Genomic DNA, 21458 nt, shown 5'->3' with positions numbered 1-21458 from the left:
GTACGGGGGTTACGCCTTGGGCAGGTGCCGCGCCGCGAAGTCCATCTCCAGCCGGACCTGCTTGATGCGCTCGTCCACGACCAGGGAGCCGTGGCCGGCGTCGTAGCGGTAGACCTCGTGGGTGGCGCCGCGGGCGTCCAGGCGCTTGACGTAGTTGTCGATCTGGCGGATCGGGCAGCGGGGGTCGTTGACTCCGGCCGAGATGTAGACCGGGGCCTTGACCGCGTCGACGTACGTCAGCGGGGAGGACGCCTCGAAGCGCTCCGGGACCTCCTCCGGGGTGCCGCCCAGCAGGGTGCGGTCCATGGCCTTCAGGGCCTCCATCTCGTCGTGGTACGCGGTGACGTAGTCCGCGACGGGCACGACCGCGATGCCCACCGTCCAGGCGTCCGGCTGGGTGCCGATGCCGAGCAGGGTGAGATAGCCGCCCCAGGAGCCGCCGGTGAGGACCAGGCGCTCGGGGTCGGCGAGGCCGGAGGAGACCGCCCAGTCGCGGACCGCCGCCACGTCCTCCAGCTCGATCAGGCCGACCCGGTGCTTGAGGGCGTCGGTCCAGGCGCGGCCGTATCCCGTGGAGCCGCGGTAGTTGACGCGGATCACCGCGTACCCCTGGTCGACCCAGGCGGCCGGGCCCGCGGCGAAGGAGTCGCTGTCGTGCCAGGTCGGGCCGCCGTGCAGGTCGAAGACCGTGGGCAGGGGGCCGGTCGCGCCCGCGGGCTTCTGGATCAGGGCGTGGATGCGGCCGCCGGGGCCCTCCACCCAGGCGTCCTCCACCGCCACCGACGGCGGGCACAGCAGGCCCGGGGGGTCCAGGACGACCCCGCCGGACGTGGAGCGCACGGCCGGCGGCTCCTCGGCCGACGACCACAGGTACTCCACGCTGCCGTCGGGGCGGGCCGTGGCGCCCGACACCGTGCCGGGCGGGGTGGGGATGCGGGTCAGCTCGCGGCTCGCGAGGTCGAGGCGGAACAGCTCGCTGCGGGCCTCGAAGCCGTGCGCGACGAGCAGGGCCGAGCCGTCCGGGTACCACTCGGCACCGACGTCGCCCGGCAGCTCCAGGGCGAGGTCGGTCTCCTCGCCCGTCACCACGTCCCACACCATGGGCTCCCAGCGGCCCCGGCGCTGATGGCCGATGAGCAGCCGGGTGTCGCCGTCGACGGGGGCGAAGCCGAGCACTTCGAGGCCCAGCTCCTCGGTGCCGCCCTTGGTGTCGTCCAGCTCGGCGACCGTCGTGCCGTCCGGGCGCAGCACGCGCAGCGCCGCGTGCATGGCGTCGCCGTGCTCGGTGTGCTCGACGGCGATCAGGGAGCCGTCGCGCGAGAGGTCGCCGACGCCCGCCGACTCGCGGTGGCGGTAGATCTCGGCCGGGGCCTCGCCCGCGCGGGCGAGGTGGATCGTCGTACCGTCCTCGTCGGTGGAGCGGCCGACCACCGCCGTGCGGCCGTCGCGGGCGAGGGCCAGCCCGGCCGGGTAGGAGGGGGCGAGGCCGGGGACCGCGGGCTCGGCCGCGCCGCCCGCGAAGGGCTGGCGGCGCCAGACGCCGAACTCGTCGCCGTCCTTGTCGTCGAACCACCAGATCCAGGCGCCGTCCGGGGAGAGCACGCCGTCCGTCGTGCCGTTCGGCCGGTCCGTCGCCTGGCGCTGCTCGCCCGTCGCGCGGTCCCAGGCGTACAGCTCGTACGTCCCCGTCGCGTTCGACACGAACAGGGAGCGGTCCGGTGCGTCCTCCGCCCAGTCGGGCAGTGACACCCGCGGCGCCCGGAAGCGCTTCTCCCAGTCCGGCAGGTCGTGCAGGTCGTACATGTCGCTCTCGCTCATCGCCCCAGTCATGCGCCCATACTGCCTGGCCGCGCCGACAATTGTGTGGCGAGTGTCCGCAGCCTGTGGATAACTTTCGGCTCCTGACCGCACAGCGCCCGCCGGTGTCCGTCCCGCCGAACCGACGAGAGGACGATCGCGCCATGTGGGACCGGTCGGGCAGGTCGCTCACGGGCGCCCCGCGGGCGGGGGTCCGGCGGCGGCGCCGTACCGTGGAGGGCGTGTACCGCTTTCTGCTGACACCCCGCTGGTGGGGCATCAACGTCTTCGTGCTGCTCGCCATCCCGTTCTGCGTCTTCATGGGGTCGTGGCAGCTGAGCCGGTTCGAGGGGCGGGTGCACGACAGCCGCGCCGCGACCAAGCAGGCCGCCTCCGACCAGCGGGAGACCGCGAAGCCGCTGGACACGATGCTGCCCGTGGACCAGGCGACCTCCGGCCGCCGGGTCAGCGCGCACGGCCGGTACGGCACCCAGCTGCTGGTGCCCGGCCGGCAGCTCGACGACAGGAACGGCTTCTACGTCCTCACGCTGCTGCGCACCGACTCCGGCAAGGCCCTGCCGGTCGTACGGGGCTGGCTGCCGGGCACGGCTGACGCCGCGAAGGCCCCGGCCCCGCCGACCGGTGAGGTCACCGTCACCGGCGCGCTCCAGGCCTCCGAGACGCCCGGTGACAACGGGGTCAGCGCGGCCGGCGGACTCCCGGCGGGCCAGACTGCGGCGATCAGCTCGGCGTCGCTGGTCAACCTGGTGCCGTACAAGCTGTACGACGCCTGGATCACCCTCGACACGGCCGACTCCGGCATGAAGCCCGTCCCCGCGACCGCCCCGTCGGGCAGCGGCCTGGACCTGAAGGCCTTCCAGAACCTCGGCTACACCGGCGAGTGGTTCGTCTTCGCGGGCTTCGTGGTCTTCATGTGGTTCCGCCTGCTGCGGCGCGAGGCGGAGGCGGTACGGGACGCCGCGCTGGGCCTCCTGGTGCCGGAGGAGGAAGAGACCCCGGCCGCGGTGAGCGCCCCGTAGGAGGCGCCGCCGGGGTTACGGCCCCGCCAGCACCCCGGTGTAGTACACGGTCCCGGCGCACGCCTGCGGCACCGTCGCCGAGGCCGTCGGCGAGCCGCCCTGGGCGGTGTGCGTGACCACGACACTCCCCGGGGCCGTGCCCCCCTCCGTGCCCAGCTGGGTCGTCGTGCCCGACGTCGTGCCGCCCGTGTCCGAGCCCGCGGTGCCGGAGGCGCCGGCCTGCGGGGTGGGCGTCGGGTCCGGCGACGGGCCGCCGGTGGAACCGGCGGTGGAGCCGCCCGTGGCGGTGGAGCCGCCGGAGGTGGGGCAGGACTGCGAGGGCACGAAGGCGAACTTCTCCTCGTACGCCGCGCCGGGCTGCAGCACCAGTCCGGAGACCTCCAGCGACGGGTCGGGCAGCCCGGTCGCCGCGTCCCCGGCCACATGCCGGGCGGTGACGATCTTGGCCGGGTCGGCCGCGCCCTGAGCGGCGGGGGTGACCTTGCCCGCGCCGCCGACGGAGCACGCGACGGAGGAGGTGTTGGTGACCTGGAACGTGCCGTAGACGACGCCCGCGGTGTCGGGCGCGGCGGCGCTGCCGGTCGCGGACCCCAACTGCGCGGCCTTGCACACCGGGGCGCCGCCCGCGGAGAGCGTGGCGCTCGGATCGGCTCCCGCGGAGCTGGTGGCGCCGCCGCCGCTCCTGCCCTTCTCGCCGGTCCTGCCGGGCTGCCGGCCGGGCTCGGCGCTCGCGCTGCCCCCGCCCTTCTTCCCGGAGGTGCCGCCGGCCGGGGCCGGGTCCTGCCCGGTGCCGCCCTGGGCCTGGGAGGACTGGCCGGCCATGGCGGTGTCGGGGTCGGTGCCGCCGGCGTCCGAGACGTGCACGAGGGCCGGGATCGCGGTGCCGAAGAACAGGGCCGCGGCGGCCACCCCGACGACGGCCTGCCGCTTGCGGGCCCGCCGGGCCGGCACCGCGCGCCGCAGCCGCTCCAGCGAACCGGACCGCGGCTCGATGTCGTCGACGACGGAGTGCAGCATCCGCCGCAGCGCGAGCTCATCGTCCCCGAGGCCGCCGAGCTCCGCACCGAGCCCGTCGGGATCCGGGCCGAGCCCCTCGGCGTTCTTCTCGTCGGGGCCGTGGTTCACAGTTCCGTTCCCAGCGTGCGATTGCTTGTGCTCGTCCTCGTCGTGCCGCCTCATGCCGGCCCTCGCTCACTCATGCCGGTGCCTCCATGGCCACCCGCAGCGCGGCGATGCCGCGCGAGCCGTACGCCTTCACCGAACCCAGGGAGATCCCCAGGGTCTCGGCGACCTGCGCCTCGGTCATGTCCGCGAAGTAGCGCAGCACCAGGACCTCGCGCTGGCGGCGCTGGAGGCCCTTCATCGCCTTGATGAGGTCGCGGCGCTCCAGCTGGTCGTAGGCGCCCTCCTCCGCGCTGGCCATGTCGGGCATCGGCTTGGAGAGCAGCTTCAGGCCGAGGATGCGCCGGCGCAGCGTGGAGCGGGAGAGGTTGACGACCGTCTGGCGCAGATAGGCGAGGGTCTTCTCCGGGTCGCGCACGCGTTTGCGGGCGGAGTGCACGCGGATGAAGGCCTCCTGTACGACGTCCTCGCAGGAGGCGGTGTCGTCGAGGAGCAGCGCGGCCAGGCCCAGCAGGGAGCGGTAGTGCGCGCGGTAGGTCTCGGTGAGGTGGTCGACGGTGGTCCCGGCGACCGCGTCCGCCGCGGCCCCCTCGGCTCCGGCTTCGTCTCGCTGACTGGGTATGCGGGCGGGCCGCGCGGCGGGCATGGGCGCGATCACCGGCATGCCGCCGGGCGTGCGGGGCCGCAGCGCCGCACGGGGCGGCCGGAGTGCCGCGGTGCCGCGGGCCGCACTGAGTTCGAGTACCTCTGCCACGCCTGTTGGACACGCCTCCCCCCGCCAGGGTTGTACGTGCCGGACGTCACATATGCGACAACCGACGGTGCTTCGAGAGCCGTCATGCGTCCCGCTCTTCCCCTATGTCCGATGTGGAGCAGGCGTCCCCACGCCCGGTCCGCTCACGGCGTCCCCGCGCCCGAAGAGTGACCGCAAAGACGCTCCCCGCCCCGCGCACGGTTGCGGGGGCGGGGAGGGAAATCCTCTGTCGCCGTGATCCAGTGGATCAAGTGGTTTGGACCATGCTTCCGGCCACATTCCTTACACGGATCCTATAAACCTCTTGCCGTTTTTCGGACTCGGTGGCCGAATCTCTACGCCGTGCTCTCCGCGGCTCTCTCCGCGGCGACCAGTTCGGCGATCTGCGCGGTGTTCAGCGCGGCGCCCTTGCGGAGGTTGTCGCCGCAGACGAACAGCTCCAGCGCGGTCGGGTCGTCCAGGGCGCGCCGCACCCGCCCGACCCAGGTCGGATCGGTGCCGACGACGTCGGCCGGGGTCGGGAACTCACCGGCCTCCGGATCGTCGTAGAGGACGACCCCCGGCGCGGTCGCGAGGATCTCGCGGGCGCCGTCGACGGTGACCTCGCCCTGGAAGCGGGCGTGGACAGTCAGGGAGTGGGTGGTCACGACCGGCACCCGGACGCAGGTCACGGCAACCGGCAGCTGCGGCAGCCCGAGGATCTTGCGGGCCTCGTCGCGGACCTTCATCTCCTCCGAGGACCAGCCGTCCTCACGCAGCGACCCGGCCCACGGCACGACGTTCAGCGCGACCGGCTCCGGGAACGGGCCGGTGTGCTCGCCGACGGCCCGCCGCACGTCACCGGGTTTCGTCCCCAGCTCGGTACCGGCCACCAGGGACATCTGGGCCCGCAGCGTGTCCACACCGGCCTGCCCGGCCCCGCTCACCGCCTGGTACGACGACACCACCAGCTCGCGCAGCCCGAACTCGGCGTGCAGCGCGCCCAGGGCGACGATCATCGTCAGGGTCGTGCAGTTGGGGTTGGCGACGATCCCGCGCGGCCGCATCCGAACGGCGTGCGGGTTGACCTCGGGCACCACGAGCGGCACCTCGGCATCGAGCCGGAAGGCGGCCGAGTTGTCGACGACGACCGCACCGCGCGCGACGGCGACCGGCGCCCACGCGGCGGCGACCTCGTCCGGCACGTCGAACAGGGCGATGTCGACCCCGTCGAAGGCTTCTTCGCTCAGGCCCACCACCTCGACCTCCGCCCCGCGCACGGCCAGCTTGCGGCCGACCGAGCGCGGGGAGGCGATCAGGCGGATCTCGCCCCAGATGTCCGCGCGCTGGGACAGGATCTGGAGCATGACCGCGCCGACGGCCCCGGTCGCTCCCACGACCGCGAGCGTCGGCCTGCCGGTCGGTGCCATTACCGGCCCGTGCCTCCGTAGACGACGGCCTCGTCGGTGTCGGAGTCGAGTCCGAAGGCGGTGTGCACGGCGCGCACGGCCTCCGGCACGTCGTCGGCGCGCGTGACGACCGAGATGCGGATCTCGGAGGTCGAGATCAGCTCGATGTTCACGCCGGCGTCGGACAGCGCCTCGAAGAAGGAGGCCGTGACGCCCGGGTTGGTCTTCATCCCCGCGCCGACCAGCGAGATCTTCCCGATCTGGTCGTCGTAGCGCAGCGAGTCGAAGCCGATGCCCGGCCGGTTCTTCTCCAGCGCGTCGATGGCCTTGCGGCCCTCGGTCTTCGGCAGCGTGAAGGAGATGTCCGTCAGGCCGGTCGCGGCGGCGGACACGTTCTGCACGACCATGTCGATGTTGATCTCGGCATCGGCGATGGTCCGGAAGATCGCGGCGGCCTCACCCGGCTTGTCCGGCACACCGACGACCGTGATCTTGGCCTCGGAGGTGTCGTGCGCGACACCGGAGATGATGGCCTGCTCCACCTGCTTGTCCCCAATCGGCTCACTGCTGACCCACGTGCCCTGCAGCCCGCTGAAGCTGGAGCGGACGTGGATCGGGATGTTGTAGCGGCGGGCGTACTCCACACAGCGGTGGAGCAGCACCTTGGACCCGGACGCGGCCAGCTCCAGCATGTCCTCGAAGGAGATCCAGTCGATCTTCTTCGCCTTCTTCACCACACGCGGGTCGGCGGTGAACACGCCGTCGACGTCGGTGTAGATCTCGCAGACCTCGGCGTCGAGCGCGGCGGCCAGCGCCACGGCCGTGGTGTCGGACCCGCCGCGGCCCAGCGTGGTGATGTCCTTCTTGTCCTGGCTGACGCCCTGGAAACCGGCGACGATCGCGATGTTGCCCTTGTCGAGCGACTCCCGGATCCGCCCCGGCGTGACGTCGATGATCCGGGCTTTGTTGTGGACCGAGTCGGTGATGACGCCTGCCTGGCTGCCGGTGAACGACTGGGCTTCATGCCCCAGGTTTTTGATCGCCATCGCCAGCAGGGCCATGGAGATCCGCTCTCCGGCGGTCAGCAGCATGTCGAACTCACGCCCGGCAGGCATCGGAGAAACCTGCTCGGCGAGATCGATCAGCTCGTCCGTCGTGTCGCCCATCGCGGAAACGACGACGACAACCTGGTTGCCGTTCTTCTTCGCTTCCACGATCCGCTTGGCGACGCGCTTGATGCCCTCGGCATCGGCTACGGAGGAGCCTCCGTACTTCTGCACGACAAGGCCCACGTGCGCTCCTCGCTCGGTTCGTTTGTGTCGGCTCAGTCTAACGAGCGCCCGAATTCCACCACCCTGGTCCCGCATGGTGAGACGTCGGACGTCCGCGTTCCGCATCTGCCCAGACTCCGCCGTGCCACGCGGAAAAGTGCGCCGCGTCACAGCGGAGGAGCGGTGACGGCGGGCGCCGTGAGCGGCCCCCCGGTGATCGCGCCGGCCGCTACTTCCCCCGCCGGATCCCCAGCGGCTCGCCGATCTCCTCGGCCATGACGCGGCCCGCCTCGAACTCCAGGGTCTCGTCGCCCATCGTGGCCTGGTCGGTGTCCAGGCCGTCGAGTTCCTCCAGGGGCTGGTTGAGGCGGACGTGGATGAGGACCGACTGGAGGGCGCGCAGGACGGAGGAGGCCGTGGGACCCCAGTTGGAGAAGTACGAGAACTGCCACCACCACAGGGCCTCGGTGGTGCGGCCCGCGCGGTAGTGGGCCATGCCGTGGCGCAGGTCGGTGATGATGTCGGCCAGGTCGTCGGAGATGCGGGCCGGAAGCGGGGCCTTGCGGGGCTGGTAGGGGTCGAAGACCTCCGAGTAGACGTCGACCGGTTCCAGCAGGCGGGCCAGGTGCTCGCGGAGTTCGTCGACGTCCGGCTCCGGGCCGAGGTCGGGCTCGTAGCGCTCGTCGGGGACGATGTCCTCGTGCGCGCCCAGGCGGCCGCCGGCCAGCAGGAGCTGGGAGACCTCCAGGAGGAGGAAGGGCACGGTCGAGCCGGGTTCGTCGCCTCTCGCCACCTCTGTGACGGCCACCAGGAAACTCTCGACCTGATCCGCGATCTGGACCACGAAGTCGTCCGGGTTCTGCGTCGAGTCGTGCAGTGTGGCGTCAGACATCTAGGAGTCGTCTCCCCTCGAAGGCGCGGCCGAGCGTGACCTCGTCCGCGTATTCCAGGTCGCCACCCACCGGGAGGCCGCTGGCCAGGCGGGTGACCTTCAGGCCCATGGGCTTGATCATCCGGGCGAGGTAGGTCGCGGTGGCCTCGCCCTCCAGATTCGGGTCCGTCGCCAGGATCAGTTCCGTGACCGTCCCGTCGGCCAACCGCGCGAGAAGTTCTCGTATACGCAGGTCGTCGGGGCCCACACCCTCGATCGGGCTGATCGCGCCGCCGAGCACGTGGTAGCGCCCGCGGAACTCGCGGGTGCGCTCGATCGCCACCACGTCCTTCGGTTCCTCCACCACGCAGATGACCGACAGGTCGCGGCGCGGGTCACGGCAGATGTTGCACAGCTCCTCCTGTGCCACGTTGCCGCAGGTCGCGCAGAAGCGGACCTTCGCCTTCACCTCCAACAGGGCCTGGGCGAGGCGCTTCACGTCCGTCGGTTCCGCCTGGAGGATGTGGAAGGCGATCCGCTGCGCGCTCTTGGGACCGACGCCGGGCAGCCGCCCCAGCTCGTCGATGAGGTCCTGGACCACGCCTTCGTACACCGGACTGCCTTTCCTGGAGACCTTTCGGTACGTACCGTAGTTGGCCCGGGCTCAGAACGGCAGACCGGGGATGCCCGTGCCGCCGCCGAGCCCCTGGGCCAGCGGGCCGAGCTTCTGCTGCTGGAGCGACTGCGCGTTCTCGTTGGCCGCGTGCACGGCCGCCACGATCAGGTCGGCGAGCGTCTCGGTGTCGTCCGGGTCCACCGCCTTCGGGTCGATCTTCAGTGCGCGCAGCTCGCCCGCGCCGGTCACGGTGGCCCGCACCAGACCGCCGCCCGCCTGCCCGTCGACCTCCGTGTTCGCCAGTTCCTCCTGCGCCCGCTGCAGGTCCTGCTGCATCTTCTGGGCCTGCTGGAGCAACTGCTGCATGTTGGGCTGGCCACCACCGGGGATCACGATCAGCTCCTCTGCGCTCTTCTCGGAGTCGTTCTCGGATTTCTCCGCTGAGCATGAGCCTACGTGGTCCACACTGCCGCCGCCCCGCCACTCTTTCGAGTGAGAACCCCGGCAGCCCTATACCTGATCAAGGCCCTCTTCCGGGCGGAAAACCTGGGAAAGGCCCCTCTTCGCCACCCATTGGGCGGTAGGAAGGGTGCCGCGCGTCGGCAGAGATCGGCAGGAATTGTCACGCAACGTAATCAACCGTGGTCAGTAGGGTCAGTAGGGAGTGCCGGGTGGGTCAGCCGGATATGCAGCCCGAGGGTCCTCCTCAGGACGGGCGGGGCGAGGGTGCGGCCGGGCTGCGGCCGGGCGACCTGACCGGGCGGCCCTTTCCGCTCGGCGACTGGGGCGAGCCCGCCGAGCGGCTCGACGAGCTGTACCGGTGGGCGGAGCGCGGGGCGCTGCGGACGGCGTCCTGGTATCTGCGCGACCGGGTGTGGAAGCGGCGGGGCGCGCGCATGCTGCGGGTCGGCGCGGCGGCGGGCGTGGCGGCCGGTGCGGCGCTGCCGCTGCTGGATCTGACCAAGGTGGCGCACGGGGTGGCCCCCTGGGGCTGCCTGGCGCTGCTCGTCGCGGTCGCGTGCGTCGGCATCGACCGCTACTTCGGCGTGACCTCGGGCTGGATGCGGGACGTCGCCACGGCGCAGGCGGTCGCGCGGCGGCTCCAGGCGTTCCAGTTCGACTGGGCCTCCGAGAGCATCCGGGAGGTGCTGGGCCCGGCGGAGGGCACGGCGGGCGAGGCGGCCGAGCGGTGCCTGGGCGTGCTGCGCCGGTTCTCGGAGGACGTCACCGAGCTGGTGCGCACGGAGACGACCGACTGGATGGTCGAGTTCCGCACCGGGTCCGCGCCGCTGGGCATCCAGACGGCGGCGCCGGCGGCGCCGAGGACGGAGACGGGGGGCGCCGGCGGCCGCTTCCCCCTGCCCCCGGCGAACGGCTCGCGCCCGAACATGCCCAGGCAGCGCCCCCCGGAACCGCGATGACCCGCTGACCGCCCACGACACCCCCTAGGCGCAGAGTTTCATCCCCTCCGGCGTCCAGCACGGCACGTGCCCGTGCGTCCGTACGACGTCCTGTCCGGTCCCCCGGGTCAGATACGTCAGGAAGCTGGAGGCCAGGGAGTCGGCGGGCGGCTGGCCGTAGGTGTACGCGTACTCGATCTCCCGGTACGGATACGCGCTGTTCCCGTGCTCGATGGCGTCCACCGACGGCGCGTTGTGGTCGAGGTCCAGCACGCGCACCCCCTTCGCGTCGTCGGCGAGGTTCAGCTCGCTGTAGCCGATCGCGCCGGGCAGCTGGGCGACCTCGGTCAGCACCTGCCCGGTGGAGTCGAGTTCGCAGCGGGTCACCGGCGCCGTCGCGTCGTCCTTGTGGGCGCAGTCGACGGAGGAGTTCGCCATCTCGCCGCGCCCCAGGACACGGCGCTGGAAGACCTGCCGGGTACCGGAGTTGGCGTCCCGGCTGACCAGGCGCACGGGCAGCGAACGGCCGCCCAGCTGGCTCCAGTCGGTGACCTGCCCCTGGTACAGCCGCCGTACGTCCGCCGTCGACAGGTTCGTCAGGCCCACGTCCGCGTTCACGACGAGGGCGAAGACCGACACCGCGACCCGGTTCTCCCGCAGTTCGGGCATGTCGTCCGGCTTGGGCCCGTCGGAGAGGGCCACCAGCGGCGGCGACCCCTGCGCCTTCGTCTGCTCGCCCTGCGCCGCCAGCTGCCGTACGCCCGCCGTCGATCCGTGCGCGTCCACGGTGACGGTCGACCCGGCGCAGTCGTGCTCGTACTTCTTCGCCACCTCCTGCGCCACCGGCGCGAACGCGGTCGACCCGGTGACGGTCAGCTCGCCCTTGGCGCAGCCGATCGGGGGCGGCGTGCCGTCGCGGGCCACGACGATCCCGGCCAGGGTGACCACGGACAGGGTGAGCATGACGGTGATGAACCGGGTGGCGCGGCTGAACACCGGCGGTTTCTCGTCCGGCGTGGCGCTGCGGTTGGGATGGACCTCGCCCTCCTTGATCCCGCCGTGGATCCGGATGTCCCGGCCGACGCCACCGCCGGTCAGCAGCACGAGCAGCTTGAAGTGGTCGCCCTTGTTCAGCGGGACGCGCGGGATGCGCAGGGTGCTGCCCTCGTAGCCGAAGCCGCGCTCGGCGGTGAAGTGGTCCATCAGATGGTCGCGTTCGGTCGCCTGGGTCACCGAGACGCCGCGCACGATCCGGTCGGTGAACACCGCGTTCAGGCCGTGCAGTTCAGGGCTGGTGTAGTCGTCGCGGTCGATGCCGAGCGAGCCGTCGTTCTCGACGCGGAGCAGCACGAGCGTCGCGTCGCTCATGTCCGGCGCCCCGTCGAAGTCGAAGAGCAGGAGACCGAGCCTGCGGTCGGCGCGGCCCGAACGGATGTCGTCGCCTATCGCGTTGTCCATCTGTACGCGGTAGCCGATCCGCTTGCGGCGCGGCACCCGGCGCTCGTACATGACCATGCCCGCCGACGCGGCGATGCCCAGCAGAGCGGTGCCGACCGCGACGACGTTCTCCGTGCTCAACCACGACATGTGGTGCCCCCGCCACTCCCCCGAGCCGGATCGTGCGGACACGGTACGCGGGCAGGGGCGCGGAGAAGGGGACGAAGCGGACAGCGTCCCCGAAGTTCGCCGAGCGTTCAACTGCCCCGGGGGAAACGGACGTTCCGTCACTGCTTGGTGTACGTCAGGCTCTCCCCGCCGCCCGCCTGCTCCCGCTTCAGCGCGTCGCCCGGCAGCAGGGTGATCTCGGTGGCGGCGCCCGGTGTGCAGGAGGAGGCGGGTGCGCCGGAGCTGACGGTGGACGGACCGATCTCCAACGGGCCGCTGCCACTGGGCTGTTGGGCGAGCTTGGCCTCGAAGACACAGTGGTACGTCCCGCCGCCGTCGGTCGGCCCGTCCGCGACCAGGGTCAGCACGGTGTCGCCCACCCGCCCCTGCCGGATGGTCAACTGGCGGATGTTGGGTCCGTTGGCGCTGTCGATGCTCGTCCGCCAGGTGCCCAGATAGCCCGCAGGGACCGCCCCGTCCGAGGACGCGGAGGAGGAAGAGGAGGGGGAGGACGGTGTGGAGGTGCCGGGGCCGGACGAGCCGGACGTCCCGCCGTTCGCGGTCGGCGAGGTCGCGGTCGGCGAGGAGCTCCCGCCGCCCTTGGCGTGCCCGCCGCCGTTCATCAGCGCGTACACCGAGCCACCGGCCCCCAGCGCCACGATCAGCGCGATCACGACGAGCAGCGCGGTGGACCGCCCGCTGCGCCGCTCCGCCTCGTCCTCCGGGGCGGCCCCGGGCCCGCCGCCGTACGTGCCGTAGGCGGGGTACGGCGGCTGCGGATATCCGTAGCCACCGGGGCCCTGGTGCTGGGGGTACGTGGGAGCCGGCTGAGGAGGCTGGGGGTACGGCGGCACGGGCTGCGGGTGCTGATGTGCCTGCCCGTGGCCGGACTGCGTGGGCGCGGACGGGGCCCCGGGCACCGGCGCCCCGCCCGCCACGACGGTGGGCAGCCGGTCGGTGCCCCCGCCGCCGGCCTCGCCCCCGTCCCCCTCGTCGGAGGCGGCGGCATGCTCGGGCGAGCCGCCGCGGCCCCCGCCCTCGACCGCACCGCCCGCACCCGCCGGGGGCGAGGCCGGGGCGGCGCCCCGCGTGGGCTCCTCCACCTCCAGCAACCGCACGGCGTGCCTGCCCAGTTGAGCGACCAGCACCCCCGGCAGCCAGGGGTCCCGGGACCGCCCCCCGGACACGGTGTCCTCCGCCCCGGTCCGCTCCAGGATCACGTCCAGCGACGGCCGGGCCGCGGGGTCCTTGCGCAGGCACTGCCGCACCAGGTCGGCGATCCCCTCCGGCACCCCCGTGAGATCCGGCTCCTCCTGGGCGATCCGGAACAGCAGCGCGTGCCCACCGCTGCCCGCGGTCCCGAAGGGCAGGGCGCCGGTCGCCGCGTACGCCAGCACGGACCCCAGACAGAAGACGTCGCACGCGGGGGTGATCCGGTCGCCCCGCACCTGCTCGGGCGCCATGAACCCGGGCGAGCCCACCAGCGCCCCGGTCCGGGTCAGGCCCTCCTCGCCCCCGCCCGGCGAGGCCGTCTCCAGCGCCCGGGCGATCCCGAAGTCGATGACGCGCGGCCCGTCGATGGTCACCAGCACGTTCGACGGCTTGAGGTCCCGGTGCACGATCCCCGCCGCGTGGATGTCCTTCAGCGCGTGCGCGAGCCCGGCCGCGAGGATCCGTACCGACCGCTCGGGCAGCGCCCCGTGGTCCTGGCCGACGACCTGCTGGAGGCTGGGCCCGGCCACGTACCCGGTCGCCACCCACGGCACGGCGGCCTCGGTGTCCGCGTCGAGCACGGGCGCGGTCCAGTACCCGCCGACCCGCCGCGCTGCCGCCACCTCCTGCCGGAAGCGGGCCCGGAACTCCTCCTCGCGGGCCAGTTCCGCACGGACGAGCTTCACGGCGACGGTACGGCCCCGGTCCGACCGGGCCAGATACACGTGCCCCATCCCACCGGCGCCCAGCCGCGCCAGCAGCCGGTACCCCCCGATGAGCTGCGGATCCCCGGGCCCCAGCTTCTCCATACCTCGCGCCGCCCTCCCCATGCGCCCCTGATGGGCAACGGACCGAGAATAATGCGGTCGCACAAGGAGTCGAGCAGGCCCGCCTCCACGGTTCCGTAACGGGCCGGCCGCCCTGTTCCGGCACCTCCGGGAGCTCCCCGTTCGACAATCTGTCGCGGAAACCCCCGTCCCACGGAACAAGACGCCGATAGGCCTTCCGCATCGCGGACATTTACGCTCGGCCGCATGACCCCTCAGCCCCATCCCGAAGCCGGTGCCGCAGTGAAGGCCGCGGACCGCGCGCACGTCTTCCACTCCTGGTCGGCCCAGGACCTCATCGACCCGCTCGCCGTCGCCGGCGCCGAAGGGTCGTACTTCTGGGACTACGACGGCAAGCGCTACCTGGACTTCACCAGCGGGCTCGTCTTCACGAACATCGGCTACCAGCACCCCGTGGTCGTCGCGGCGATCCAGGAGCAGGCGGCGAGGATGACCACCTTCGCGCCCGCGTTCGCCGTCGAGGCGCGCTCGGAGGCGGCCCGGCTGATCGCCGAGCGGACCCCGGGCGACCTGGACAAGATCTTCTTCACCAACGGCGGCGCCGACGCCGTCGAGCACGCGGTGCGCATGGCGCGCCTGCACACCGGCCGCCCGAAGGTCCTGTCGGCGTACCGCTCGTACCACGGCGGCACCCAGCAGGCGGTCAACATCACCGGCGACCCGCGGCGGTGGGCGAGCGACAGCGCCGCGGCCGGCGTCGTGCACTTCTGGGCGCCGTACCTCTACCGCTCCCGCTTCTACGCCGAGAACGAGGAGCAGGAGACCGCGCGCGCCCTGGAGCACCTGGAGACGACGATCGCCTTCGAGGGCCCCGGGACCGTCGCCGCGATCATCCTGGAGACCGTCCCGGGCACGGCCGGGATCATGGTCCCGCCGCCCGGCTACCTCGCCGGTGTCCGCGAGATCTGCGACCGCCACGGCATCGTGTTCGTCCTGGACGAGGTGATGGCGGGCTTCGGCCGCACCGGTGAGTGGTTCGCGGCCGACCTGTTCGGTGTCGTGCCCGACCTGATGACCTTCGCCAAGGGTGTGAACTCGGGTTACGTCCCGCTCGGCGGTGTCGCCATCTCCCAGAAGATCGCCGAGACCTTCGGCAAGCGCCCCTACCCCGGCGGCCTGACCTACTCCGGCCACCCGCTGGCCTGCGCCGCCGCCGTCGCCACGATCAACGTGATGGCGCGGGAGGGCGTCGTCGAGAACGCCCGGCGCCTCGGCGCCACGCTCCTCGGCCCCGCGCTCGCCGAGCTGGCCGAGCGCCACCCGAGCGTCGGCGAGGTCCGCGGCACCGGCATGTTCTGGGCGCTGGAACTGGTGAGGAACCGCGAGACCCGCGAGCCGCTGGTGCCGTACAACGCGGCCGGCGAGGCGAACGCCCCGATGGCCGCCTTCACGGCCGCCGCCAGGCAGCACGGCCTGTGGCCCTTCGTGAACATGAACCGCACCCATGTGGTCCCGCCGTGCAACGTCAGCGAGGCCGAGCTGAAGGAGGGACTGGCCGCCCTCGACGCCGCGCTGAGCGTGGCAGACGCGTACACGGTGTAACCGAACCGCGGCTGCCGCCGGGAAGACTCGAACGCGTAAGGTGACGTGCTCGTACGTAAGCAGACGAGTACCGAGTACGTCACCGACCGCGTGAGGAGAGGCCCGACCATGTCCGGCAACGCCGCTGTGACGCGCAGCACGCTGCGCCAGCAGATCGCGGACGCGCTCCGTGACGAGGTGCTCGCGGGGCGGCTGCGACCGGGCCGGGCGTTCACGGTCAAGGAGATCGCCGACCAGTACGGCGTCTCCGCCACCCCTGTCCGCGAGGCGCTGGTCGACCTGTCCGCGCAGGGCATCCTGGAGGCCGACCAGCACCGCGGCTTCCGCGTGCCGGAGTACTCCGTCACCGACTACCGGAACATGATCGAGGCCCGCAGCCTGGTCACCGACGGCATGTTCCAGGCCCTCACCACCGGCCACCCCGCCTTCCGCACCCCGCCGGACGACCCCCGTACGACGGCCGCGCTGACCACCGTCCGCCGCCGCGGCGAGGAGGCCGCGCGGGCCGCGACAGCGGGCGACCTGACCATCCTCATCGGCTACGACCTGCGCTTCTGGCGCGAGCTGAGCGCTCTGTTCGGCAACCCCTACCTCGGCGACTTCCTGCACCGGCTGCGCGTGCAGTCCTGGGTCTGCGCGGTGCAGCACCTGCTGCGCCTGCCCGATCTGCGCGGCCGCCTGTGGGCCGGGCACACCGAGCTGGTCGACGCGCTGGCCCGCCGCGAGGCCGACACCGCCCGCCGGATCGTCGCCGCCTCCAACGCCCACTCCCTCGCCCTGCTGGAGCACCTGACCAACGGGTGATCGAGCAGTACCCTTCCCTGACCACCTTCAGTGTGCGAGTGATGTGTGCGAGGAGCCCTCTTTGGCCTGTGACCTGTGGCTGGTGCCGCTCGTGGATGTGTTGTGCCACACCCCGGACAATCCGTTCGCCGACGAACTCGCGCAGTACAACAAGGCACTGGCGGAGGCCGGCCTGCCACCCGTGCCGGTGTACCAGTACATGCCGGGCCTGAACGGCGAGGTCGCCCCGGTGGCCGGCTTCGACTACGACGCCCTGCACTTCCTGCGCCGCGCCTACCTCCTCCAGGCGTGCGGCCTGCCGGTGACCCCGGTCGGCGAACTGGGCAGCGACTACGAGCAGTTGCTGGAGATGTTCGAGTCCACGGCCCAGCAGTCGCACCTGGTCTGGCACTACGACCACGCGGGCGCGTACGTCCCCGTCGACTTCCCGCACCCGCTGTCCAACGAGGAACTCCTCGCGGGCGGCGGCCCGTTGGGCAGCTCGCAGAGCCTGCTGCGGGAACTGGAGTACGTGGCCCCCTCGCTCGGCATCGACCCGGCCAACCCCCCGGCCGCCCCGGCCGCCCCCGCGGCCCCCACGGAGCTGGAGGAACCGGCGGTCCCGGCGCCCTACGACCCGAGCCCCTTCGCCCGCGAGCGGCACGTCTGGCTGGGCCTGCACGCGGCGGCGACCCGCTCCCTCGCCCAGGGCTCGATGATCGTCTTCAGCTGACCGGCGGGCCACTGCCCGCGGGAGCAGTGACCCGCCGGTGCACGGCAGGGTGGGCGCGGTGGTCTAGAAGACCGGCGTCCCCGCCTGCGTCAGCTTCCAGTTGACCTTCGCGAAGTCCGCCGGGTCCAGCGTCTTCTTCGCCGTCACGTAGTCGATCATCAGCTGCCGGATCTCGTTGGTCGAGCTGTAGGCGATCGGCGCCGAGGCGATGTGCGGGTAGCCGGAACCGCCGTTCGCCCGGTAGTTGTTGACGGCCACGACGAAGACCTGGTCGGCGGCGACCGGGGCGCCGTTGTAGGAGAGGTTCTTGATCCGGGACCCCTCGGGCTGCGCGATGTCGATCTCGTAGTCGACGCCGGCGGCCACGTCGTACATGTAGTCCCAGAAGCTGTTGGCGTTGGTCAGCGTCGCGGTGTCGACCTTCGTGCCGGCCGGGACCTGGTGGTAGTACTTCGCCGCGTACTCCAGGTAGTCCTTGAGCTGGGCGCCCGTCAGCTTCTTGCCGTACAGGGTGTTGTCGTAGATGTAGAGCCCGGCGATGTCCTTGATGGTGACGTTGCCCTTGGGGATGTCGGCGGTGCGGCTGAACGGCGCGGCGACGGAGACCAGCGGCAGGGCGGCGTCGGCCGCCGAGAGGCCCGCCTTGACCGTGTCGGCCTGGACCTTCTGGATGAAGTCCATGATCGGCACGTCCTTCCAGCAGGACTCGGCCGCCGAGAGGTCCTCGGTGCAGGTGCCGACCGCGGTGTTGACGTACTTCACGACCAGCTCGTGGTCGGCCTCCAGGAGCTTCTTGATCTCCGGGTCCTCGTCCACCGTGTTGGGGTTGAGGGTCTGGGCCTTCTTGCCGACGACCTTCCAGCGGCCGTGCTCCAGCTCGACCTCGAAGTCGAAGACGCTGAGCCGGTAGCCCCAGCAGTACGGCTCGGAGAGGAGGACCTCCTCGCCGGTCTCCGCGTTCTTGACGGTGTAGGAGGGCACCTCGACGTGGGTGTGGCCGACCAGGATCGCGTCGATGCCGGGGACCTGCTCGGCGACGATGTTGGAGGCGTTCTCGACGTACGGCAGCGCGTCGCCGTACGAGGACGAGCCGTCCAGGCCCGAGTGGTCGGTCAGGAAGACCACGTCGCAGCCGAGCGCCCGCAGCCGGGGCACGTACTTCTTCGCCTGCTCCACCAGCCCGGGGAAGACCATCTTCCCGCTGACGTTGTCCTTGTCCCACAGGGCGATCCCGGGGTTGGTGAGCCCGAGGATGCCGACCTTGATGTCGGGGGCGCCCGGCACGCAGATCCGCTTCACGGTGTACGGGTGGAAGGCGGGCCGGAGCGTCTTCGCGTCCAGCGCGTTCGCGCCGAGCAGCGGGAAGTGACACTGCTTCTCGAACCTGCGCAGCGTCTCGATGCCGTAGTTGAACTCGTGGTTGCCGAGGGCGGCGGCGTCGTAGCGCATGTGGTTCATGGCCACGGCCATCGGGTGCCGGGGGCCCTTCTTGCCGTCGGTCCCGGTGATCGGGTCGACGCGCGCGAAGTAGTAGGCGAGCGAGGTGCCCTGGATGATGTCACCGGCGTCGACGAGGAGGACGCGGTGCTCGCCCTTGGCCTCGCGCTGCTGCTTGATGAGCGTGGCGACCCGCGCCACACCCACGGAGTTGCCCGCCTTGTCGCTGTAGGCCGCGTCCTTGTAGTAGTCCCAGTCGAAGACGTGGCTGTGCAGGTCGGTGGTGCCGAGGATCGAGAACGACCAGGTGCGCGGCGTGTGTCCGCGCTGCTGCTCGGCCGCCCGGGCGGGCGCGGCGGCGACGGTCCCGGCCGCGGCGACGGCCGCTCCGGTGACGGCCGACTTCTTCACGAACTCCCGGCGGTTCATGGGACTGACGGGCATTCAGGGCTCCTGGAGCGAGGATGAGAGGAAGGAATGGGTGGAACGCGGCGGCAACTACCCGCGTAGATGCTTGCCTTGGACTCTTCCCCTGAGAACCACGAACAACCCAAGGGCCGGTCAAGGAACTTCATGTCCATGACCGGCCCGTGACGTGGGGTCGAACTGTGGGGAACTACCAGGAATTACGGAACCACGAACTACAGGAACGAGTTGATCTCGATCGTCTCGTCCCGGCCCGGGCCCACGCCGATCGCGGAGATCGGGGCGCCGGACATCTCCTCCAGCGCCTTGACGTAGTTCTGGGCGTTCTTCGGCAGGTCCGCGAAGGACTTCGCCTTGGTGATGTCCTCGCTCCAGCCCGGCAGCGTCTCGTAGACCGGCTTCGCGTGGTGGAAGTCCGTCTGCGAGTACGGCAGTTCCTCGACCCGCCTGCCGTCGATCTCGTACGCCACGCAGACCGGGATCTGCTCCCAGCCGGTCAGCACGTCCAGCTTGGTGAGGAAGAAGTCGGTCAGACCGTTCACGCGGGTCGCGTAGCGGGCGATGACGGCGTCGAACCAGCCGCAGCGGCGGTCACGGCCGGTCGTCACGCCCCGCTCGCCGCCGATCCGGCGCAGCGCCTCGCCGTCCTCGTCGAACAGCTCGGTCGGGAACGGGCCGGCGCCGACGCGGGTCGTGTACGCCTTCAGGATGCCGATGACCCGGCTGATCTTCGTCGGACCCACGCCGGCGCCGGTGCAGGCGCCGCCGGCGGTCGGGTTGGAGGAGGTGACGAAGGGGTACGTGCCGTGGTCGATGTCGAGGAGGGTGCCCTGACCGCCCTCGAACAGGACGACCTTGTCGTCCTCCAGCGCCTGGTTCAGGACCAGGACGGTGTCGGTGACGTACGGCTTGATCTGCTCGGCGTAGCCCAGCAGCTCCTCCACGACCTGGTCCACGGCGATCGCGCGCCGGTTGTACAGCTTGGTCAGGAGCTGGTTCTTGACGTCGAGGGCCGCCTCGACCTTCTGGGTCAGGATCGACTCGTCGTAGAGGTCCTGGACCCGGATGCCGACGCGGTTGATCTTGTCGGCGTAGGTGGGACCGATACCGCGCCCGGTCGTGCCGATCTTCCTCTTCCCGAGGAAGCGTTCCGTCACCTTGTCGACGGTCACGTTGTACGGCGTGATGACGTGCGCGTTACCGCTGATCAGGAGCTTGGACGTGTCGACGCCACGCTCGTTCAGACCGCTCAGCTCGGAGAGCAGGACCGACGGGTCGACGACGACACCGTTGCCGATGACCGGCGTACAGCCGGGGGAGAGGATTCCGGAAGGGAGGAGGTGGAGCGCGTACTTCTGGTCGCCCACGACGACCGTGTGGCCGGCGTTGTTGCCGCCCTGGTAGCGCACTACATAGTCCACCGAGCCACCGAGCAGGTCGGTCGCCTTCCCCTTGCCTTCGTCACCCCACTGAGCACCGAGCAGCACAAGTGCGGGCACGCGCGTACACCCCTTCCGGGCGGGGCATGTCCAAGGTCGGGGGCGTGGGCGTAAGGTTCACCGCCGCGTGCCACAGCGACCGCCGTTGGTCGCACAACCGTCGGACCGGATGCCCCGGAATAGACGAAGCCCCTGGCGCAATAGCGCAAGGGGCTCTTGCACAAAGATGCTACCCGAGGAAGCGAGGCAGGACCGAGGTGGCGACTTTCGCGATGTCCGACCAGCTGCTGGTGATCATCGATCCGGCGGCACGGCAGACGGACGGCGAGTCCGTTCGGATCGCGAAAGACGTGCTCAGCGCGGGTGCGGCGGCGAAAGTGTGCCTCCCGGACGGCCCCGAGGAATTCGCCCGGGCGCTGGGCCGAAGGGGTTCCCGGCGGCCGGTCGTCATCGGCGACGACCACGCTCTGCTACGGGCCGTCACGCTGCTGCACCGCGAGCGCGAACTGGGCGGATGCGGTCTGTCGGTGGTGCCGGTCGGCGGGGCGGGAGACACGTCCCTGACGGAGTCGCTGGGCGTGCCCGGCGGCGCGGTGGCGGCGGCCCGGGCGGTCCTGGAGGGCACCGAACGGCGGCTGGACCTGCTGGTCGACGACAGCGACGGGGTCGTCCTGACCGGGCTGGCGATCCCGCCGGCCCGGCGCGTCCCCGCGCCCGTGCCCGAACCGGTGGCGCCGGCCGCCGGCCGCTGGTACCGCACCCTGCTGGCCCGCACGCTGCCCGCACGCCCGCCCCGGCTCCCGTCGGTCCCCTCCCCCGGCCCCACCCGGCTGCGCGTCCAGCTCGACGGCGAGACGCTCGTGGACCTGGACGAGCCGCTGGAGTCCCTGACGGTGACTCCCGGAGCGCCGGGAGCACCCGGAGCGCTCGGCGCACCCGGGGCGCCCGGCGCCGGCACGGCCGAGGTGGAGTTCCGCCCCCTGTCGGTGGGCGCCGAGGCGACCCCGCTGCGGGCCTGCGGGCGGACGGTGACGGTCACGGGCCCGGACTTCCGCTACCGGGCCGACGGGACCGTCTCGGGCCCCGTACGCAGGCGCACCTGGAGGGTGGCGGAGGCGGCCTGGGGGCTGGTGCTGCCGTCCTGAGGGACCCCCACGAGCCGCCCCTAAAGGTC

18 protein-coding genes are annotated in these 21458 nt (G+C 71.8%); 6 read left to right on the top strand and 12 right to left on the bottom strand.

Translation table 11 applies throughout. The annotated features are described in order from the left end of the window. Positions 1–9: 9 nt before the first annotated feature. The gene (locus ACFC8N_RS12050; RefSeq protein WP_376288017.1) at positions 10–1818 is read right to left on the bottom strand and encodes a prolyl oligopeptidase family serine peptidase; all 1809 of its coding nucleotides are present in this window, start codon (positions 1816–1818) and stop codon (positions 10–12) included. A gap of 221 nt (positions 1819–2039) precedes the next feature. Between ACFC8N_RS12050 and ACFC8N_RS12045 the strand changes: the two genes are divergently transcribed. Further along, positions 2040–2837, top strand: coding sequence for an SURF1 family protein (locus ACFC8N_RS12045; RefSeq protein WP_356029757.1), 798 nt, complete (start codon positions 2040–2042; stop codon positions 2835–2837). A 15-nt stretch (positions 2838–2852) separates the two neighbouring features. Here the strand turns inward: ACFC8N_RS12045 and ACFC8N_RS12040 are convergent, their stop codons facing one another. The 7 genes from ACFC8N_RS12040 to ACFC8N_RS12010 form a co-directional block, all read right to left on the bottom strand. Then, positions 2853–3962: a hypothetical protein gene (locus tag ACFC8N_RS12040; protein WP_356029758.1), complete on the bottom strand. Its 1110-nt coding sequence runs from the start codon at positions 3960–3962 to the stop codon at positions 2853–2855. Positions 3963–4032: 70 nt separating this feature from the next. Beyond that, a complete protein-coding gene (locus tag ACFC8N_RS12035) occupies positions 4033–4713 on the bottom strand; it encodes a SigE family RNA polymerase sigma factor (RefSeq protein ID WP_079176770.1) in 681 nt (226 codons plus the stop codon). Positions 4714–5048: 335 nt separating this feature from the next. After that, positions 5049–6122, bottom strand: a complete 1074-nt coding sequence (locus tag ACFC8N_RS12030; RefSeq protein WP_356029760.1) for an aspartate-semialdehyde dehydrogenase — start codon at positions 6120–6122, stop codon at positions 5049–5051. Further along, on the bottom strand, positions 6122–7393 hold the full coding sequence (locus ACFC8N_RS12025; RefSeq protein ID WP_356029761.1) for an aspartate kinase: 1272 nt from the start codon (positions 7391–7393) through the stop codon (positions 6122–6124). Before ACFC8N_RS12025 ends, ACFC8N_RS12030 begins: the two co-directional genes overlap by 1 nt. 208 nt (positions 7394–7601) lie before the next feature. Beyond that, a complete protein-coding gene (locus ACFC8N_RS12020; protein WP_376288016.1) occupies positions 7602–8264 on the bottom strand; it encodes a DUF5063 domain-containing protein in 663 nt (220 codons plus the stop codon). Beyond that, positions 8257–8856, bottom strand: a complete 600-nt coding sequence (gene recR, locus ACFC8N_RS12015; protein ID WP_356029764.1) for a recombination mediator RecR — start codon at positions 8854–8856, stop codon at positions 8257–8259. The genes ACFC8N_RS12020 and recR overlap by 8 nt, the downstream gene beginning before the upstream one ends. Before the next feature lie 51 nt (positions 8857–8907). Then, entirely contained in the window at positions 8908–9252 is a 345-nt protein-coding gene (locus ACFC8N_RS12010) for a YbaB/EbfC family nucleoid-associated protein (RefSeq protein ID WP_356029766.1), read from the bottom strand. A 278-nt stretch (positions 9253–9530) separates the two neighbouring features. Here ACFC8N_RS12010 and ACFC8N_RS12005 point away from each other — a divergent pair, with 278 nt between their 5' ends. Then, positions 9531–10280 (top strand): SLATT domain-containing protein, encoded by a 750-nt coding sequence (locus ACFC8N_RS12005; protein WP_356029767.1) that lies wholly within the window; start codon positions 9531–9533, stop codon positions 10278–10280. Between the two features lie 24 nt (positions 10281–10304). Here ACFC8N_RS12005 and ACFC8N_RS12000 read toward each other — a convergent pair whose 3' ends face one another. Then, positions 10305–11846, bottom strand: coding sequence for a substrate-binding domain-containing protein (locus ACFC8N_RS12000; RefSeq protein ID WP_356029768.1), 1542 nt, complete (start codon positions 11844–11846; stop codon positions 10305–10307). 137 nt (positions 11847–11983) lie between these two features. Next, complete coding sequence (locus tag ACFC8N_RS11995) at positions 11984–13885, bottom strand: serine/threonine-protein kinase (protein WP_376288015.1); 1902 nt, start codon at positions 13883–13885, stop codon at positions 11984–11986. 225 nt (positions 13886–14110) lie between these two features. On the opposite strand from ACFC8N_RS11995, the gene ACFC8N_RS11990 reads away from it, so the two are divergent. The 3 genes from ACFC8N_RS11990 to ACFC8N_RS11980 all read left to right on the top strand — a co-directional run bounded on the left by ACFC8N_RS11990 (position 14111) and on the right by ACFC8N_RS11980 (position 16982). Then, entirely contained in the window at positions 14111–15466 is a 1356-nt protein-coding gene (locus ACFC8N_RS11990) for an aspartate aminotransferase family protein (protein WP_376288014.1), read from the top strand. Positions 15467–15574: 108 nt separating this feature from the next. Further along, complete coding sequence (locus ACFC8N_RS11985) at positions 15575–16270, top strand: GntR family transcriptional regulator (protein ID WP_071373859.1); 696 nt, start codon at positions 15575–15577, stop codon at positions 16268–16270. A 61-nt stretch (positions 16271–16331) separates the two neighbouring features. Next, complete coding sequence (locus ACFC8N_RS11980) at positions 16332–16982, top strand: hypothetical protein (RefSeq protein ID WP_362822361.1); 651 nt, start codon at positions 16332–16334, stop codon at positions 16980–16982. 63 nt (positions 16983–17045) lie between these two features. Here the strand turns inward: ACFC8N_RS11980 and ACFC8N_RS11975 are convergent, their stop codons facing one another. Continuing rightward, the gene (locus tag ACFC8N_RS11975) at positions 17046–18863 is read right to left on the bottom strand and encodes a 5'-nucleotidase C-terminal domain-containing protein (RefSeq protein WP_356029774.1); all 1818 of its coding nucleotides are present in this window, start codon (positions 18861–18863) and stop codon (positions 17046–17048) included. Between the two features lie 197 nt (positions 18864–19060). After that, entirely contained in the window at positions 19061–20344 is a 1284-nt protein-coding gene (locus ACFC8N_RS11970; RefSeq protein WP_356029776.1) for an adenylosuccinate synthase, read from the bottom strand. A 212-nt stretch (positions 20345–20556) separates the two neighbouring features. Between ACFC8N_RS11970 and ACFC8N_RS11965 the strand changes: the two genes are divergently transcribed. Next, positions 20557–21429, top strand: a complete 873-nt coding sequence (locus tag ACFC8N_RS11965; RefSeq protein ID WP_362822362.1) for a diacylglycerol kinase — start codon at positions 20557–20559, stop codon at positions 21427–21429. The last annotated feature ends 29 nt before the right edge of the window (positions 21430–21458 follow it).

It is taken from the genome of Streptomyces sp. NPDC055966 (genome assembly GCF_042269865.1).
Lineage (GTDB): Bacteria > Actinomycetota > Actinomycetes > Streptomycetales > Streptomycetaceae > Streptomyces.
This window is presented reverse-complemented; position numbering and strand designations above follow the sequence as displayed.

Coding starts and splice junctions, on each gene's coding strand:
- ACFC8N_RS11975 (WP_356029774.1), bottom strand. CDS start 18,863: ATGCCCGTCAGTCCCATGAACCGCCGGGAGTTCGTGAAGAAGTCGGCC.
- ACFC8N_RS11990 (WP_376288014.1), top strand. CDS start 14,111: ATGACCCCTCAGCCCCATCCCGAAGCCGGTGCCGCAGTGAAGGCCGCG.
- ACFC8N_RS11985 (WP_071373859.1), top strand. CDS start 15,575: ATGTCCGGCAACGCCGCTGTGACGCGCAGCACGCTGCGCCAGCAGATC.
- ACFC8N_RS12020 (WP_376288016.1), bottom strand. CDS start 8,264: ATGTCTGACGCCACACTGCACGACTCGACGCAGAACCCGGACGACTTC.
- ACFC8N_RS12000 (WP_356029768.1), bottom strand. CDS start 11,846: ATGTCGTGGTTGAGCACGGAGAACGTCGTCGCGGTCGGCACCGCTCTG.
- ACFC8N_RS12050 (WP_376288017.1), bottom strand. CDS start 1,818: ATGAGCGAGAGCGACATGTACGACCTGCACGACCTGCCGGACTGGGAG.
- ACFC8N_RS11965 (WP_362822362.1), top strand. CDS start 20,557: ATGTCCGACCAGCTGCTGGTGATCATCGATCCGGCGGCACGGCAGACG.
- ACFC8N_RS12030 (WP_356029760.1), bottom strand. CDS start 6,122: ATGGCACCGACCGGCAGGCCGACGCTCGCGGTCGTGGGAGCGACCGGG.
- ACFC8N_RS11995 (WP_376288015.1), bottom strand. CDS start 13,885: ATGGAGAAGCTGGGGCCCGGGGATCCGCAGCTCATCGGGGGGTACCGG.